The organism is Thermoflavifilum thermophilum (assembly GCF_900116565.1).
Lineage (GTDB): Bacteria > Bacteroidota > Bacteroidia > Chitinophagales > Chitinophagaceae > Thermoflavifilum > Thermoflavifilum thermophilum.
Genome location: NZ_FPCJ01000001.1, coordinates 2,172,760 through 2,188,582, shown reverse-complemented (window position 1 = coordinate 2,188,582; position 15,823 = coordinate 2,172,760). Strand labels below are relative to the sequence as shown.

Below are 15,823 nucleotides of genomic sequence, written 5' to 3'. Positions count from 1 at the left end.
ATCTGTACTTTAGGCTATTACCTGGCTGGCAAACAAGCGTTCGGCCAGCTGAGGATCATAGCGGCCACTGTAGGTAATTTCACCTTTATCGAGATATAGCATGTGAGTTATGCATCCCGGCAGTTCCTGCAAATCATGTGTTACATACAGCAGGGTAAAGGCAGGATCCGCACTGAGGTTTTCAAGCATCTGCCTGATCTGCTGGCGATGCATTCCATCCAGTCCCTGACAGGGTTCATCCAATATCAACAGGGGAGCCCTGATCAGCAAAGCTCTGATAAACAAAAGCAATCGTTGCTCTCCGGTGGAAAGCTGCGATACGGGTTGATCTGCGTAGGATTCCAGACCCCAGTATTGCAGATGGCGAAACGCTTCCTGCTGAATGGATGAATTTAAATTGGAATCAGAGAGGTGGTTTTTAACCTGATCCGTCAGCCAGGTAAGACAATTCTGCCGGGTGCGGAGATAATAGTGCATTTCAGGTGATACGTAAGCCTGTTGGCGTTTGATATCCCAAATTGTTTCGCCACTGCCTCTGCGTTTACCCATCCAATACACTTGCTGGGCATATGCCTGCGGATGATCGGTTGTAATCAAGCTCAGCAAGGTAGATTTTCCCGAACCATTTTGCCCGCAGATAAACCATCGTTCACCTGGGTATACCCGCCAATGAATATGTTTCAATATCGGCTGGCGGCCATATTGCACCTGCACATCACGCATCTCAAAAAGAGGAGTTCCTTTCGGCAGCTGCCATGAGGGAGAAGAAAGCTGAAAAAAGACACTTCTACCAGAAAAATCATGCTCCTGCCCTTGCAAGGTTATCACATCATCAAGCGTATCATCCGTTTCATCTGGCAAAACCTCCATCACAATGGTGATGCCCTGTGCTTGAATATGCTGAAGCATTTCCCGGAATTGCTTTCTGGAAGCTGCATCCAGACCGATGAAAGGAGCATTCAGCAACAATATTTCCGGTTTTGGCAGCAAAGCACGAAGGATCAGCAGTTTTTTCAGTTCGCCATTGGAAAGCTGTTGCACCTGGCGTTCGAGCAAATAAGAGGGAAACAAATACCAATGATTGCAAAGCAAATTCAGCCGTTCATTACATGCATCTTCCTGGATGCCCAGATGCTGCAGGGCATATTCCTGCAGCAAATCACTCACCTTCACCCAGCCATGGGTTTGGGAAGCATGGTATCGCTGCTGGTAAAAGGCATCGGGGTGGTGAAACACGAGGTCGGCCCCATGAAAATCCACCCAGCCCAGCTGGTAAGGTTTCGGGGGCTCTGTCATTTCATGAGATCCGTTGAGGAAATACTGGATATGGCCCTGTGTAACGGGTAATTTCCCTGCAATGGCTCGTAGCAAAGAAGTTTTTCCCGCACCATTCGGACCTGTGATGGCCACCCGGGTACCCCGTTGTACAGTTCGGTTAAAATCCTGTACAATACACCGATGGCCCCGGTAAATGGAAACATGTTTAAACTGAATGATTGCCTGGCTCATCATGCCGGTTTATTTATCCCACCAAGATACCTGCGATAGTAGCAGAGAGATAGGATGCCAGGGTACCACATATCAAGGCTTTAAAACCCAGCCGCGCCAGATCCGTCCGCCGCGAAGGTTCCAGTTCGCCAATGCCGCCTACCTGGATGGCAATGGAACTGAAATTGGCAAAACCACACAGGGCAAAGCTCACAATTACCATGGTTTTGGGATCCAGGGTATCTTTGATTTTGGATAAATCCAGATAAGCCACGAATTCATTTACTACCATTTTGGTGCCCATCAGTGCACCTGCCGTTTGAGCTTCATGTGCCGGAACCCCCATGGCTCGTGCAAACACGGAAAACAAGCTTCCCAGAATCTGATTTAAGTTTAAGGTACCAACATCAATTCCGATGAACTGCAAGGATATACCCGCCATTGCCATCCAATGTCCAACCCAGCCCAGAAACCAATCGGCCAAGGCTATTAAAGCAATAAAACCGATAAGCATCGCCGTAACATTTAGTCCCACTCGCAATCCATCGCTGGCTCCGTGTGAAATGGCATCCAGCAAGTTGTAGGTAGTCCGCTTCACTTCGAGCGTCACCTTCCCTTTGGTTTCTGATACTTCTGTTTCGGGCCAGACGATTTTTGAAATAACCAGTGCTCCCGGAGCCGCCATCAGGCTGGCCGCTATCAGATATTGGGCTGGCACACCCAGTGAAATATACACGGCCATAACACCTCCGGCAATGGTGGCCATGCTACCCGACATGGAAGCCAGCAATTCACTCATGGTCATGCCTTTGATATAGGGCTTAATCATGATCTGCGCTTCCACCTGACCCACAAAGGCACTGGCTACATTGGACAATGCTTCGCTGCCGCTTACACCCATGATTTTATACACCACAAATGCAATAGCTTTCACAATGCGTTGCATAATGCCAAGGTGATAAGCCATGCTTACCAGCACCGCTACGAAAATGATGGTAGGAATAATCTTGAAGAAAAAAATCAAGTTGTTTTCCGGTCCGAATACCCGGGTAAGCAAAGGAGAATTGACCAACGGACCAAATACAAATGCTGCACCCTTATCAGACATATTCAGCAGCTTGGTTACATGATCGCCGATCCAGGCAAACATAGCCTTACCTATGGGCACTTTCAAAATAAAAATAGCCAGCGCCAGCTGGAGAGCCAGCCCACTCAGCACCACCCGCAAATTGATGCGTTTTTTGTTGTTCGACATCAAAAAAGCAATCCCCAAAATCAGAACTATTCCCAATAGTCCGGTAAACCGACCTGTCATGACTAAGAAATTAAAACGGGAAAATAGCATATAATTTTTATTCTACGTGCAAAATCAGGCAACAAAGCCTTTTCAGTTACCGATTAAATAAAATCAAAAAGCAAATTATCTTTGATTATGCCAGAAAAATTTACCCCCCTTATTTTCCGGATTCTTCTGTTATACTTGATTCTCGGAATTTTAGGGTTTGCAACGGGTATACAAAAAGGAGCAGCACAGAGAAAATGTGGCTTTGATCTGGCTATCCAACAGGCATTGCAACGAAATCCCAGGCTGGTAACCAGGATAAATGCCATTGAATCGGCTATGCACCATTTCATGCTGAACGCCCGTGTGATGTTCAGGATGGACAGCACCACCGATACCACAACCGTGATTATTCCCGTAGTGGTGCACATTGTACTGCAGGATCCGACTCAGGTGAGTGACAGCCAGGTTATTTCGCAGATCATTGTGCTGAATCAGGATTATCAGGCGCTGAATGCTGATACCACCAAGGTGCCCGCGGTATGGAAGCCCATCATTGGCCGGGTGAAATTTCAGTATGTGCTGGCCAAACGTACGCCGGCCGGCCTGCCTACCAACGGCATAGATCGGGTAACCACGTCCGTTTCCACCTTTTCCATCAACAATGCCTGCTCACAGGTAAAACATGCCAGTACCGGCGGCGCCAATGCCTGGGATACGAAAAGCTACCTCAATATCTGGGTATGCAACCTGCCTTCCGGTTATCTGGGTGTGACCACTCCTCCAGGACTTTATCCGGATGATGAAGATGGGGTGGTCATCACCACACAGGCTTTTGGCACTGTGGGCAATCTGGACCCGGAATTTAACCTGGGACGCACGGCCACCCATGAAGTAGGCCATTACTGGAACCTGCTCCATCCCTGGGGCATTTACAACAGCAATCCCAATTGCTTGTATGATGACAGCGTGGCCGATACCCCTCCGCAGGCAGGTCCTTTGTATGGATGCTATTCTTTCCCAACCACCGATCATTGTTCGCCGGATTCACCTGGCGTGATGTTTATGAATTACATGGAATATGTGGACGACAGCTGTATGTATATGTTTACGCAGGGACAGGTGATGCGCATGCTGGCTTTATTAAACACTTTCCGTAGTTCCCTGCTGTCTTCTCAGGGAGCCGTGCCCGTACAGCTGGAAAAACTTAAGCCCCAGCTGCTGCGCATCCTTCAACCAGCAAACAAAATCTGTGATCCCACGATCCAGCCAATTCTGGTGCTGCGAAACTATGGTTATGATTCTCTGTATAAAGCAAAAATCATTTACTACACCGAAGATTCCGTGCTACACCAATATGTGTGGACAGGAGCGCTGGGTACATTCGATTCCACCCAGGTGATTTTGCCTGCTATCACCAACAATCTGGGAAATCATATGTTAACCGCATTTGCCATTGAACCCAATGATAGCACCAACCTGCAATACGTCAGCGATACCATTCGGCAGGCATATCACCTGGATCCTATCATTACTTCTGATTTCACCGAAGGATTTGAAGAAGACACTTTCCCGCCGCCTTACTGGGAAGTTGTAAATCCCGACAACAGCTACACATGGGAACATACTTCCATAGCCAGCCACAGTGGCCAGTATGCTGCACTGATGCCCAATCTGGATTATATGCAAAATGGCCCGACTGACGATCTGGTGAGTCCGGTTATCAATGTTAGCCAGGCCGATTCCGCTTTTCTGTTCTTCTACGTGGCCGCCGGCTTACAATCCAATCCCTACGGAAACAACCAATACTGGGATACCCTGGAAGTGCTCATCAGCACCGATTGCGGACAAACCGGCACCGTGGTTTACAAAAAATGGGGAAAATATCTGATGACCGACTCCATCCCAACCAGCCAGGAATTCGTACCTACTGCTTCACAATGGCGCCGCGACTCCATCAATCTGACGCCTTTCATCCACCAGGGTAATTTTCAAATCATCTTCCGCAACATCACCAACTTTGAAAACAATATTTACCTGGATGATATCCAGCTACAAACACGACCTACCAATCCGAATCTAAAGAGGGATAAGGTTTTGGTTGTACCCAATCCCACAACCGGTGAAATCCGGATTGAATTTCTGGAAATAAGCCCCGACCTCAGAGGCGTAAACATTTACAACAGCTTAGGCCAGAAAATAGCAAGCTATTCATCAGCCAGTATCGTAAACAATCAGATTGCCGTACATTTGTCTGGGAAACCCGTTGGAACATATTACGTAGAAATCGTTTACACCCACTACAATATCGTTCGTAAAGTCTTGCTGATTCATTGATTTGTGAGTTCAATTATTTTCAAACATGATGTACAAAACAGAATCGGAAATCCTGCAATTGCTGAATAGCTGCCATTTACCTGCTGAGCTGCAGCTGATTGCAGAAAAAATTTTACACGGTCAACGACTTACTCCTGAGGAAGGCTTATTGCTTTTTGAAAAAGGTAAAATCAACTGGCTGGGTGCATTGGCTAATTACGTGCGGGAACAAAAACATGGCGACGATACATTTTTCAACCGAAATGTACATATTGAACCCACCAATGTATGTGTGTACAGCTGCAAATTCTGCTCTTATTCCCGATTATATAAACACCGCGATGAAGGCTGGGAATTGAGCCTGGATGATATGCTGAATATTGTGAAGCGATATGACGGCCAGCCCATCACCGAAGTACACATCGTGGGTGGCGTTCACCCTAAACTGGATTTTTATTTCTTCAAAGAACTTTTGCAACGCATCAAAGCACATCGCCCCGAACTTCATATCAAAGCATTTACAGCAGTGGAGCTGTATTACATGTTCAAAAAAGCCCGACTTAGCTACGAAGAAGGCTTGCGACAATTAAAAGAAGCCGGATTGAATTCCATTCCTGGAGGAGGTGCCGAAATCTTTGCAACAGAAATCCGCGAACAAATCTGTGCAGATAAAGTAGATGCTGAAAACTGGCTGAAGATCCATGAAACGGCTCATCGGCTGGGCATCCCCAGCAATGCTACCATGTTATACGGACATATTGAAAGCTACGCACACCGCATTGATCATATGGAACGCCTGCGTCAGCTGCAGGATCAAACCGGAGGATTCAATTGTTTCATCCCGCTGAAATTCCGTAACCAAAACAACGACATGAGCCATGTGCCGGAAAGCAGCGTGATTGAAGATATCAAAATGTATGCAGTCGCCAGGCTGTATCTTGACAATTTTCCCCATCTGAAAGCCTACTGGCCTATGTTGGGACGCGATATGGCACAAATGATGCTTTCCTTTGGTGTCGATGATTTAGATGGCACGATCGACGACTCCACCAAAATCTATTCCATGGCCGGTGCCGAAGAACAACACCCTGCCATGACCACCGAAGAAATCACCGCCCTGATTCGCAAAGCCCATCGGATCCCCGTAGAGCGCAACAGCCTGTATGAAGTGGTTCGCCGTTTCGATGAACCCGCCACTATTCCAAGTAATTAAATAAAAAAATTCCCGGTTTCCCGGGAATTCGAATACCATTCAGGACAATGTTATGAACAAGGAACGGCTTACTGCCATTTCTTGGCGTCTTCCAGAAACTTGGCCAGCCCAATATCCGTAAGCGGATGCTTGAACAAACCAATCAGGGTATCATACGGGCAGGTGCAAACATCGGCTCCGGCTTCCGCACATTTCACAATATGCAGCGAACTGCGGATGGATGCTGCCAGAATCTGTGTTTCAAAACCCTGCACGGTGTAGATATGCGCAATCTGCTCAATCAGCTCCAGCCCATCCCAGTTGATATCATCAATCCGGCCAATGAAAGGCGATACATATCTGGCACCGGCTTTAGCAGCCAAGATGGCCTGTGCAGCAGAAAACACCAGTGTACAGTTGGTGGGGATACCATGCTCTGTAAGCCAATGAATGGCTTTTACTCCATCTTTGATCATCGGCACCTTCACCACAATCCGCGGATGAATCTTGGCCAGCTCCTGCGCCTCCCGGATGATGCCATCAAAATCGGTGGATACCACTTCTGCACTTACATCCCCGTTCACAGTTTCACAGATCGTGCGATAATGCTGAAACACGGCTTCCTTGCCCTTGATGCCTTCCTTGGCCATCAGGGATGGATTGGTGGTAACCCCATCGAGTATGCCCAGATCATTGATTTCGCGGATTTGGTTCAGATTGGCCGTATCAATAAAAAATTTCATAACCCGAATTGTTTTTTGAAGATTTCAGAAAAAATGGCAAGTGGCTTACATCGCACCGCTGCGACCGCCTACCCTTGCTGCATTCCTGCCCTGGGGGAGTTCAGCAGGAGCTGGTCGTGTAAGACTTGCCAAGAGCAAAGATAAAAGAATTTTACTGCCGATGATGAAAAATTAAACCGCAATTCTTATTTTTCTAATCTGTTTTAACCCTTCATTATGCCCAATAATCAAACCCCATCCAGCATCAAAATCAGCCCATCCGACCTGACTTACCTGTACCATTCCTGCAAACGGTGCTTCTACCTGAAATATAAATACAAAATTTCTCAGCCCGGATTCTCAGGCGGGATCAACAGCACACTGGATAGCTTGTTTAAAAATTATTTCAATCACAAATCAATCTCCACATTTATCAAAAACACAACCCAACAAGGCATCATCATTGAAACGGGAAGGACAATAAGCTCAAAGACGATATCACATCCTGGAAAGATGGATTGTTACCTTGAAGGGAAATATGATGCTTTGATTGAATTTGACGACCAAACTTATGGTGTTGTAGATTTCAAGGCCAGTAAATACAGCCAGGGAAAAGAGGAAACATATAAACGGCAGTTACAGGCCTATCAATATGCTTTCCTGCATCCACAAAACGGCCAACAACGCCAAATTTCCAAAATTGGGTTACTTTTCCTCTATCCGAATAACCTGCAGGATTCGCAGAATAGCCTGTCTATGTCCCTTACTCAACACTGGATAGAAATCCTATACGATGAAAATGATTTTTTAACATTCATCCATGAAGTGCAGGACCTACTTAGTTCGCCCAAAACGCCACCTCCCACAAAAGATTGTCCATACTGCAAATTTGTATCCGAAACGAGTAATCTATAAAAAATATCTTTACCTTTGCCCCGAAATTCATCAGTCATGAAACGGTATGTACATCATCATGCCATTCGGGTGTCTCCGGGGAAGCCGAGATGAAGTGCATACCGTATTTCAGATGCAGAAGGCTTACCCGGTGGTGGTAAGCCTTTTTTGTTACAGGTTTTATAATTCAGCAGCTATATGCCAAGCCAGAAATTGAAAATTGCCATTCAGAAATCAGGTCGTTTGCACGACGATTCGATAAAGCTGTTACAAGAATGCGGGATTGACTTGCAAAACGGTTTGAACAAATTGAAAACCGAAGCCAGCAACTTCCCGTTAGAAGTGTATTTTCTGCGGGATGATGATATTCCCCAGTATGTGGAGGATGAAGTAGCCGATGTGGGTATTGTGGGTGAAAATGTAATCCTGGAAAAAGAAAAACAGGTACAGGTAGTGGAACAGCTGGGTTTCGGCAAATGCCGGTTGTCCATAGCCATTCCCAAAGATCAGGAATATCAAAGCATCCATGATTTGCACGGCAAACGTGTTGCCACCAGTTATCCGCATATTGTGGCCCAATACCTGGCATCCCAGCAGGTGAAAGCGGAAATCCACGAAATCAGCGGATCCGTAGAAATTGCGCCCAGCATTGGCCTGGCCGATGCCATCTGCGATCTGGTGAGCAGCGGATCTACGCTTTTCATGAACGGCCTGCGGGAAGTAGAAACCATTCTGCATTCCCAGGCAGTGCTCATCAGCCACAACCGGTTGCATGCATATACCAGCCAGCTGCTGGAGCAGCTTCGTTTTCGCATACAGGCCGTAAAAAAAGCCCGTCACAACAAATACATTTTGCTGAATGCACCCAATGATAAGCTGCCGGAAATCATCAAATTGTTGCCTGGCATGAAAAGTCCTACCATTCTGCCTTTGGCTGAATCGGGCTGGAGTTCGGTACATTCTGTGGTGAATGAAAATGATTTCTGGGACATCATCGAAAGCCTGAAAAAACATGGCGCACAAGGCATTCTGGTGGTACCGATTGAAAAAATGATTATTTAAATCTGCATACATGTGGACATTGATCCGATATCCGGAAAAAGCTGACTGGAAAAACTGGTTGAAGCGGCCTGACAGCGATGCTGCCCGGATCCGCCAGCGGGTGGAAGAAATTTTATCCAGTGTCCGTGCCAAAGGCGATAAGGCATTGCTGGAACTGACAGCCGAACTGGACGGCGTGCATCTGGATCGGCTGGCACTCGCCGTGCCCGATCCCAAGACCATTGCCCGGCGATTGCCAGCCGGGTTGCTTCAGGCTATTGATCTGGCTATGGCCAACATCCGAAAATTTCACGAAGCTCAACTCACCGATACCGTTGAAGTGGAAACCATGCCAGGCATTCGGTGCTGGCAAAAGTCCCTGCCGATTGAATCCGTTGGGCTTTACATTCCCGGAGGATCGGCTCCCCTGTTCTCCACCCTGATGATGCTGGCCGTTCCCGCGCGGATTGCCGGTTGCAGGCAACTGGTGGTTTGTTCGCCTCCCATGCCCGACGGGCAGCTTCACCCGGCTTTGTTGTATGTGGCAGGTGTGTGTGAAATACCCGTGATTTACCGGGTAGGCGGCGCGCAAGCTATTGCAGCCATGGCGTGGGGCACGGAAACCATTCCAAGGGTGGATAAAATCTTTGGACCTGGCAACCGATATGTAACAATGGCCAAGCAATTGTTGCAACAAGAAGGCATTGCCATTGATATGCCAGCCGGGCCATCGGAGGTGGCTGTGCTGGGCGATAGCAGCTGTCCGCCGGAATTTGCCGCAGCCGACCTGCTCTCCCAGGCCGAACACGGGCCCGACAGCCAGGTGATATTGGTAAGCACGGATGAAAGCTGGATCCAGGCTGTTGAAGCAGCCTTGCATACGCAACTTTCTGCCCTGCCCCGCCAGGAAATAGCTGCCCATGCGCTCAGCCACAGCAAAGCATTCCTGATGAAAGATGAAGAGCAAGCCATCGAACTGCTCAATGCCTATGCCCCCGAACACCTGATTCTGGCTTGCCGCAATGCCCATACGCTGGCCAATAAAATTCTCCATGCCGGCTCCGTTTTCATTGGCCAATACGCTCCGGAAAGTGTAGGTGATTACGCATCGGGCACCAACCACACCCTGCCTACCGCCGGTTATGCCCGAGCCTGGAGTGGGGTGCATCTGGACAGCTTCCGCAAAAAAATCAGCTTTCAGGAGCTCACCCTGGAAGGCCTCCGTGCTATCGGTCCGGCCGTAGAAACCCTGGCACTCGCCGAAGGCTTACAGGCCCATCAACAGGCTGTCGCCATTCGCCTCCAGTACACAAAAAATTCTTGCTGATTCACCCAAAACATAAAACCATTTCATACCGTGTTTGACCTGCAACGACTCATCCGTCCCAATATCCGGCAACTGACTCCCTATTCCTCAGCAAGGGACGAATTTTCCGGCGAAGCACAGATTTTTCTGGATGCCAATGAAAATGCCTGGGGATCGCCCCTGCCCAAATCTTATAACCGCTATCCCGATCCGCTGCAGCACCGGCTAAAAGCCCAGATCGCCAAGCTGAAGCAGATTCCGGAAAGACAAATTTTCCTGGGCAATGGCAGTGATGAATGCATTGATCTGACTTTGCGTGCCTTTTGTGAACCCCAGCAAGATGAAGTCATTATCTGTCCGCCTACCTATGGCATGTACGAAGTCTGTGCAAAAATCCAGGACGCCATCATCAAAAAAGTGCCGCTCACAGCCGATTTTCAGTTAGATACCGAAAGCATCTTCCGCGCTGTTTCACCTCAAACCAAACTTATCATCCTTTGTTCACCCAATAACCCCACAGGCAATTGCCTTCGCCAGGAAGATGTGGAACGCGTGCTGCACGCATTCAATGGCATCGTGGCTATTGATGAAGCCTACATTGACTTTGCCAGCCAACCCGGCTTTTTACACCGACTGCAGGAATTTCCCAACCTGATTGTCTGGCAAACATTTTCCAAAGCATGGGGATTAGCCGGGCTGCGGGTAGGGATGGCTTTTGCATCGGCCGCGATCATTGGAATACTCAATAAAATCAAATATCCTTACAACATCAGCCAGTTAACCCAGGAAACCCTGCTGCAAGCACTGGACCGGGTTGATCAGGTGGAACAATGGAAAGCACATATCATTCAGCAACGGCAGGCACTCAGCCAGGCATTGCAACAGTTGGATATCGTGCAAAAAGTCTATCCCAGTGAAGCCAATTTTGTACTGGCAAAAATCAGACAGGCAAGAAAAGTATATGCCTACCTGCTGCAACAGGGAATCGTGGTGCGCGATCGCAGCCAGGTTGCTCTTTGTGAAGACTGCCTGCGCATCACCGTAGGACGACCGGAAGAAAACGAAAAACTGCTGGCCGGATTGCAGGCCTACCAGGCACAACAAACGGCCTCCGGACCTTTATCACATTAATCCTTTAAAGCTCGTTTTGCCTATGCAACCCCGATTGTTGTTTATTGACCGCGATGGCACGTTGATTCAGGAGCCACCCGATCATCAGATCGATGATTTTTCCAAGCTGGTGTTTGTCCCAGAAATGCTGCAATACCTGCCACGCATTTCACGGGAGCTGGACTTTCAGCTGGTGATGGTTTCCAACCAGGACGGACTGGGTACGGATAAATTTCCTGAAGAACGCTTTCAACCCGTGCAGGATTTTGTGATTCGTACGCTGGAAAATGAAGGTGTGCATTTTACCGAAATATTGATTGATCGCTCCTTTCCGGAAGACAAATTACCCACCCGCAAACCCGGCATTGGTATGATGGGCAAATACCTGGAAGCCGGAAAATATGATCTGGCACATTCTTATGTCATTGGCGACCGAATTACGGATGTGATGTTTGCCCGCAACATGGGTTGCAAAGCCATCTGGCTAAACCGGGGCGACGATCTGGGTGCCCATGAAATACCACCGGCCGAAAGGGAAGAGCTGCAAGATACGGTAGCACTGGAAACCACAAGCTGGAAAAAAATTTATGAATGGCTGAAGCTGGGACAACGCACAGCCGAACGCCACCGCGTAACGGCCGAAACAGATGTATATGTAAAACTAAATCTGGACGGCACCGGTAAAGCCGATATTGCTACCGGACTGGGATTTTTCGACCACATGCTGCATCAGCTGGCCCGCCATGGCAGCATAGATCTTACCGTGCACGCCCGCGGCGACTTGCACGTGGATGAACATCATACCATTGAAGACACAGCCATCACCTTGGGCGAAGCTCTGGCTGATGCGTTGGGCAATAAACTTGGTATCGAACGCTATGGATTCTGCCTGCCCATGGACGATGCGCTGGCACAGGTAGCCATTGATCTGGGTGGCAGAAGCTGGCTGGTATGGGACGTACCATTTCGCCGGGAAAAAATCGGCGATGTGCCCACCGAAATGTTTATGCATTTCTTTAAATCACTTTCCGATGCTGCAAGATGCAACCTGCATATTCAGGCTACAGGTGAAAATGATCATCACAAGATAGAAGCTGTTTTCAAGGCATTTGCAAAAGCACTGAAAATGGCCGTCAGACGCGATGCTGATCATCCGCAACTACCTACTACAAAAGGTATGTTGTAAAAAAAATTTGCATTTTCTGAAATTGTGCCGCATATTTGCACCATCATGAATTTTAAGCATGTACATATCAGCTGGTGGTGGCACGGCGTAAAACTCAAATCGCTGTGACTCAGCACCTGTGTATATGCATAAAGTTCTAAAGCAAGGAAGGCTCGCTGATCACAGCGGGCCTTCTTCGTTTCAGGGCTTTTACGAAACATGTAAACAACATTCGATATGAAACCTGTACAGATTCGCACCCGTTCCAAACGCCTGCTGGCAGACGTTTTTACGCCCGTAGGCATTTACCTGCGCATCCGCGATCGTTACCCGGGCAGCATCCTGCTGGAGAGTACCGACTACCATGCAGCGGAAAACAGTTTTTCCTTTATCTGTATTCAACCCATTGCCGGGATGGAAATGCGCTCTCTGCATGAATTTGAATTTAAATATCCGCTGGAAGCTCCCGAACGCCATAGCGTGAAAGACCCGCAACAAATGATGCAAGAGTTTCAAAACTTTTTGCAGCGATTTCAGTTCAGTGGCCAATCGCCCGTACCGGTAACGGAAGGCATGTTTGGATACACAGCTTATGATGCGGTACAGTTTTTTGAAAACATCCAGCTCCATGCACCTGCCGATGCATCTATGATTCCCTTTATGCGCTATCGTTTTTACCAATATGTTATTGCCATCAATCATTTTAAAGATGAACTGTATTTGTGTGAAAACCAAATAGAAGGTCTTCCCTCCGAGTTTGAACAAATCGAGACCCTGATTCGCAGAAAAGATGTACCCGTTTATCCTTTTCAACGGAAAGGCACCGAACAGGCCGATATGAGCGATGCAGATTATATGCAGATGGTTGAAAAAGGCATTGCTCATTGCCATCGGGGTGATGTCTTTCAGATTGTGCTTTCGCGCAGCTTTTCCCAGTCATTTAGCGGTGATGAATTCAATGTGTACCGGCAACTTCGTTCTATTAACCCTTCCCCCTATTTGTTTTATTTTGATTACGGGAATTACCGCCTCATGGGCTCTTCGCCCGAATCGCAGCTCATCATCCGCAATGGCAAAGCAACCATTCATCCCATAGCAGGCACTTTCAGGCGCACAGGTGATGATCAGACCGATGAAATGCTGGCCCGTAAACTCGAAGCAGATCCCAAAGAAAATGCTGAACATGTAATGCTGGTGGATCTTGCCCGCAATGACCTGAGCCGATATGCGCAGGATGTGCAGGTAACCTCCTATCGCAAGGTGCAGTACTATTCGCATGTGATTCATCTGGTAAGCGAAGTAACCGGTCATATCAACGGTCAGGCAAATCCATTTGCTGTGCTGGCAGCTACTTTCCCGGCAGGCACCCTATCCGGTGCGCCGAAATACCGGGCTATGCAACTAATTGACCAATATGAGCGATCGGCCCGCAGCTACTATGGCGGATGCATTGGCTTTGTGGGATTCAATGGCGAATTCAATCACGCCATCATGATTCGCACGCTGCTGAGCAAAGGCAATACGCTTTACTACCGGGGTGGTGCTGGCATTGTGGCTCAATCCAATCCGGCTGCTGAAGTACAGGAAGTACATAACAAGCTGCATGCATTGCGTACAGCTATTGCAATGGCCGAACAAACCTATTGATACAATTGATTCATATTTACCAAAAGCAAGTGTATGCGAATCCTGGTGTTTGATAATTACGATTCATTTACCTACAACCTGGTGCATCTGGTGCGCAAGCTGACTACCGATCCGGTGGATGTGTTTCGGAATGATGAAATTCCACTTGAAAAAGTTGCCGGCTACGATAAAATTATTCTTTCGCCCGGACCCGGTATTCCGCAGGAAGCTGGTTTGCTGCTGCCCTTGATCCGTGAATACGCGGCATCCAAATCCATTTTAGGTGTTTGCCTGGGACACCAGGCTATTGGCGAGGCTTTCGGAGCCAGGCTTATCAATCTCAGCAAGGTGTATCATGGCATTGCCACGCCTGTGCATATCCTGAATCATGAGATTCCCATATTTCGTCATTTGCCCGACATCATTCAGGCTGGCCGCTATCATTCCTGGGTGGTAGACGAAGCCGGATTGCCGGATTGCCTGGAGATTACTGCGCGCGATGATGAACAATATATCATGGGATTGCGCCACAAACAACTGGACCTCACGGGCGTACAGTTCCATCCGGAAAGCGTGCTTACGCCTGAGGGAGAAAACATGATCGCCAACTGGCTGAATAGCTGATGGACATACATGATGGTTTATTTCAAAAATGATCTGTTACCATGAAACAAATTCTGCAATACTTGTTTGACCACAAAACCCTGGACAGGGCCACAGCCAGGGAGATCCTCATCAATATTTCAAAAGGAGCTTATAATGAAAGTGAGCTGGCGGCTTTTATGACCGTCTTTTTGATGCGCAGCATTACGGTTGAAGAATTGGCTGGATTTCGGGAAGCCCTGCTGGAACTGTGTTTACGTGTGGATCTGGATGGCATTCCTGTGCTGGACATCGTGGGTACAGGCGGTGATGGAAAGAATACGTTTAATATTTCTACCCTTTCCTGCTTTCTGGTGGCGGGTGCCGGTCAAAAAGTGGCCAAGCATGGCAATTACGGCGTTTCTTCCATCACCGGTGCATCAAACGTGATGGAGGCTTTAGGCTACAAACTGAAAAACGATGTGGATGCACTGAGGCGGGAGCTCGATAAGGCAAATATCTGCTTTCTGCATGCCCCTTTGTTTCATCCTGCTCTGAAAAATGTGGCCAATGTGCGCAAGCAACTGGGTGTTCGCACCTTCTTCAATCTGCTGGGTCCTTTGGTCAATCCGGCCATGCCGGCTTATCAGTTCATCGGCGTGTACAACCTGGAGCTGGCCCGCACCTATCATTATTTGTATCAGCAAACAGATAAGCGGTATGCCATCATCCATAGCCTGGACGGATATGATGAAATTTCGCTGACCAGCGATACCATGGTGATTACCCAGGAAGGCCAGCAACTGTATACGCCTGAGGCTTTGGGCAAACGGGCTGTACATGCTATCGACCTGTATGGTGGTGGTTCTGTACAAGAATCGGTGAAGATGTTTGTAAAAATCCTCAAAGGAGAAGGCAGCTGGGCGCAACATGCCGTAGTACTGGCCAATGCTGCTATGGGATTGTATTGCTGTGGAGCTTATCCGAATTATGAAGAATGTTATCAGGCAGCAGTGGAATCATTGGAAAGCGGTGCCGGTTATCGGGCTTTGCAAACCTTGCTCGACATGCAAAAAAATTGATTCTGTTTAACTTGCAA

The 15,823-nt window shown here is 48.0% G+C and carries 13 protein-coding genes and 1 other RNA gene; 10 read left to right on the top strand and 4 right to left on the bottom strand.

What is annotated here, in order from left to right; translation table 11 throughout:
• Nucleotides 1–9: 9 nt before the first annotated feature.
• Together BM367_RS09375 and BM367_RS09370 are read right to left on the bottom strand one after the other, a co-directional pair.
• Complete coding sequence (locus BM367_RS09375; RefSeq protein ID WP_092460071.1) at nucleotides 10–1,512, bottom strand: ATP-binding cassette domain-containing protein; 1,503 nt, start codon at nucleotides 1,510–1,512, stop codon at nucleotides 10–12.
• A gap of 10 nt (nucleotides 1,513–1,522) precedes the next feature.
• Complete coding sequence (locus BM367_RS09370) at nucleotides 1,523–2,803, bottom strand: NupC/NupG family nucleoside CNT transporter (RefSeq protein ID WP_092460070.1); 1,281 nt, start codon at nucleotides 2,801–2,803, stop codon at nucleotides 1,523–1,525.
• Between the two features lie 117 nt (nucleotides 2,804–2,920).
• Here BM367_RS09370 and BM367_RS09365 point away from each other — a divergent pair, with 117 nt between their 5' ends.
• Both BM367_RS09365 and mqnE read left to right on the top strand, forming a co-directional pair.
• On the top strand, nucleotides 2,921–5,107 hold the full coding sequence (locus BM367_RS09365) for a M43 family zinc metalloprotease (protein WP_092460069.1): 2,187 nt from the start codon (nucleotides 2,921–2,923) through the stop codon (nucleotides 5,105–5,107).
• A gap of 25 nt (nucleotides 5,108–5,132) precedes the next feature.
• Nucleotides 5,133–6,299 carry an aminofutalosine synthase MqnE gene (gene mqnE, locus BM367_RS09360; protein ID WP_245759954.1) on the top strand — a complete coding sequence of 389 codons (1,167 nt, stop codon included), beginning with the start codon at nucleotides 5,133–5,135 and terminating at the stop codon, nucleotides 6,297–6,299.
• A 68-nt stretch (nucleotides 6,300–6,367) separates the two neighbouring features.
• Here the strand turns inward: mqnE and fsa are convergent, their stop codons facing one another.
• A complete protein-coding gene (fsa, locus tag BM367_RS09355; protein WP_092460068.1) occupies nucleotides 6,368–7,021 on the bottom strand; it encodes a fructose-6-phosphate aldolase in 654 nt (217 codons plus the stop codon).
• Nucleotides 7,022–7,058: 37 nt separating this feature from the next.
• An RNA gene (gene ffs / locus BM367_RS09350) (signal recognition particle sRNA small type) lies at nucleotides 7,059–7,152 on the bottom strand.
• Between the two features lie 361 nt (nucleotides 7,153–7,513).
• Here ffs and BM367_RS12185 point away from each other — a divergent pair.
• From BM367_RS12185 to trpD, 8 genes are all read left to right on the top strand, one after another.
• Complete coding sequence (locus tag BM367_RS12185) at nucleotides 7,514–7,915, top strand: PD-(D/E)XK nuclease family protein (RefSeq protein ID WP_177224178.1); 402 nt, start codon at nucleotides 7,514–7,516, stop codon at nucleotides 7,913–7,915.
• Nucleotides 7,916–8,092: 177 nt separating this feature from the next.
• Nucleotides 8,093–8,956 carry an ATP phosphoribosyltransferase gene (hisG, locus tag BM367_RS09340; protein WP_092460066.1) on the top strand — a complete coding sequence of 288 codons (864 nt, stop codon included), beginning with the start codon at nucleotides 8,093–8,095 and terminating at the stop codon, nucleotides 8,954–8,956.
• A 10-nt stretch (nucleotides 8,957–8,966) separates the two neighbouring features.
• Complete coding sequence (gene hisD / locus BM367_RS09335) at nucleotides 8,967–10,262, top strand: histidinol dehydrogenase (RefSeq protein WP_092460065.1); 1,296 nt, start codon at nucleotides 8,967–8,969, stop codon at nucleotides 10,260–10,262.
• A gap of 30 nt (nucleotides 10,263–10,292) precedes the next feature.
• Nucleotides 10,293–11,372: a histidinol-phosphate transaminase gene (gene hisC, locus BM367_RS09330; RefSeq protein ID WP_092460064.1), complete on the top strand. Its 1,080-nt coding sequence runs from the start codon at nucleotides 10,293–10,295 to the stop codon at nucleotides 11,370–11,372.
• 22 nt (nucleotides 11,373–11,394) lie between these two features.
• Complete coding sequence (hisB, locus tag BM367_RS09325) at nucleotides 11,395–12,537, top strand: bifunctional histidinol-phosphatase/imidazoleglycerol-phosphate dehydratase HisB (RefSeq protein ID WP_092460063.1); 1,143 nt, start codon at nucleotides 11,395–11,397, stop codon at nucleotides 12,535–12,537.
• Between the two features lie 216 nt (nucleotides 12,538–12,753).
• Nucleotides 12,754–14,163 carry an anthranilate synthase component I family protein gene (locus tag BM367_RS09320; RefSeq protein ID WP_092460062.1) on the top strand — a complete coding sequence of 470 codons (1,410 nt, stop codon included), beginning with the start codon at nucleotides 12,754–12,756 and terminating at the stop codon, nucleotides 14,161–14,163.
• 33 nt (nucleotides 14,164–14,196) lie between these two features.
• A complete protein-coding gene (locus BM367_RS09315) occupies nucleotides 14,197–14,766 on the top strand; it encodes an anthranilate synthase component II (RefSeq protein ID WP_092460061.1) in 570 nt (189 codons plus the stop codon).
• A gap of 41 nt (nucleotides 14,767–14,807) precedes the next feature.
• The gene (gene trpD, locus BM367_RS09310) at nucleotides 14,808–15,806 is read left to right on the top strand and encodes an anthranilate phosphoribosyltransferase (protein WP_092460060.1); all 999 of its coding nucleotides are present in this window, start codon (nucleotides 14,808–14,810) and stop codon (nucleotides 15,804–15,806) included.
• Nucleotides 15,807–15,823: the final 17 nt, after the last annotated feature.

Excerpts from the sequence above, each read along its gene's own strand:
- BM367_RS09315 (WP_092460061.1), top strand. The coding sequence starts at position 14,197 with ATGCGAATCCTGGTGTTTGATAATTACGATTCATTTACCTACAACCTG.
- mqnE (WP_245759954.1), top strand. The coding sequence starts at position 5,133 with ATGATGTACAAAACAGAATCGGAAATCCTGCAATTGCTGAATAGCTGC.
- BM367_RS09370 (WP_092460070.1), bottom strand. The coding sequence starts at position 2,803 with ATGACAGGTCGGTTTACCGGACTATTGGGAATAGTTCTGATTTTGGGG.
- BM367_RS09365 (WP_092460069.1), top strand. The coding sequence starts at position 2,921 with ATGCCAGAAAAATTTACCCCCCTTATTTTCCGGATTCTTCTGTTATAC.
- trpD (WP_092460060.1), top strand. The coding sequence starts at position 14,808 with ATGAAACAAATTCTGCAATACTTGTTTGACCACAAAACCCTGGACAGG.
- hisB (WP_092460063.1), top strand. The coding sequence starts at position 11,395 with ATGCAACCCCGATTGTTGTTTATTGACCGCGATGGCACGTTGATTCAG.
- fsa (WP_092460068.1), bottom strand. The coding sequence starts at position 7,021 with ATGAAATTTTTTATTGATACGGCCAATCTGAACCAAATCCGCGAAATC.
- hisD (WP_092460065.1), top strand. The coding sequence starts at position 8,967 with ATGTGGACATTGATCCGATATCCGGAAAAAGCTGACTGGAAAAACTGG.
- BM367_RS09320 (WP_092460062.1), top strand. The coding sequence starts at position 12,754 with ATGAAACCTGTACAGATTCGCACCCGTTCCAAACGCCTGCTGGCAGAC.
- BM367_RS12185 (WP_177224178.1), top strand. The coding sequence starts at position 7,514 with ATGGATTGTTACCTTGAAGGGAAATATGATGCTTTGATTGAATTTGAC.
- BM367_RS09375 (WP_092460071.1), bottom strand. The coding sequence starts at position 1,512 with ATGATGAGCCAGGCAATCATTCAGTTTAAACATGTTTCCATTTACCGG.
- hisG (WP_092460066.1), top strand. The coding sequence starts at position 8,093 with ATGCCAAGCCAGAAATTGAAAATTGCCATTCAGAAATCAGGTCGTTTG.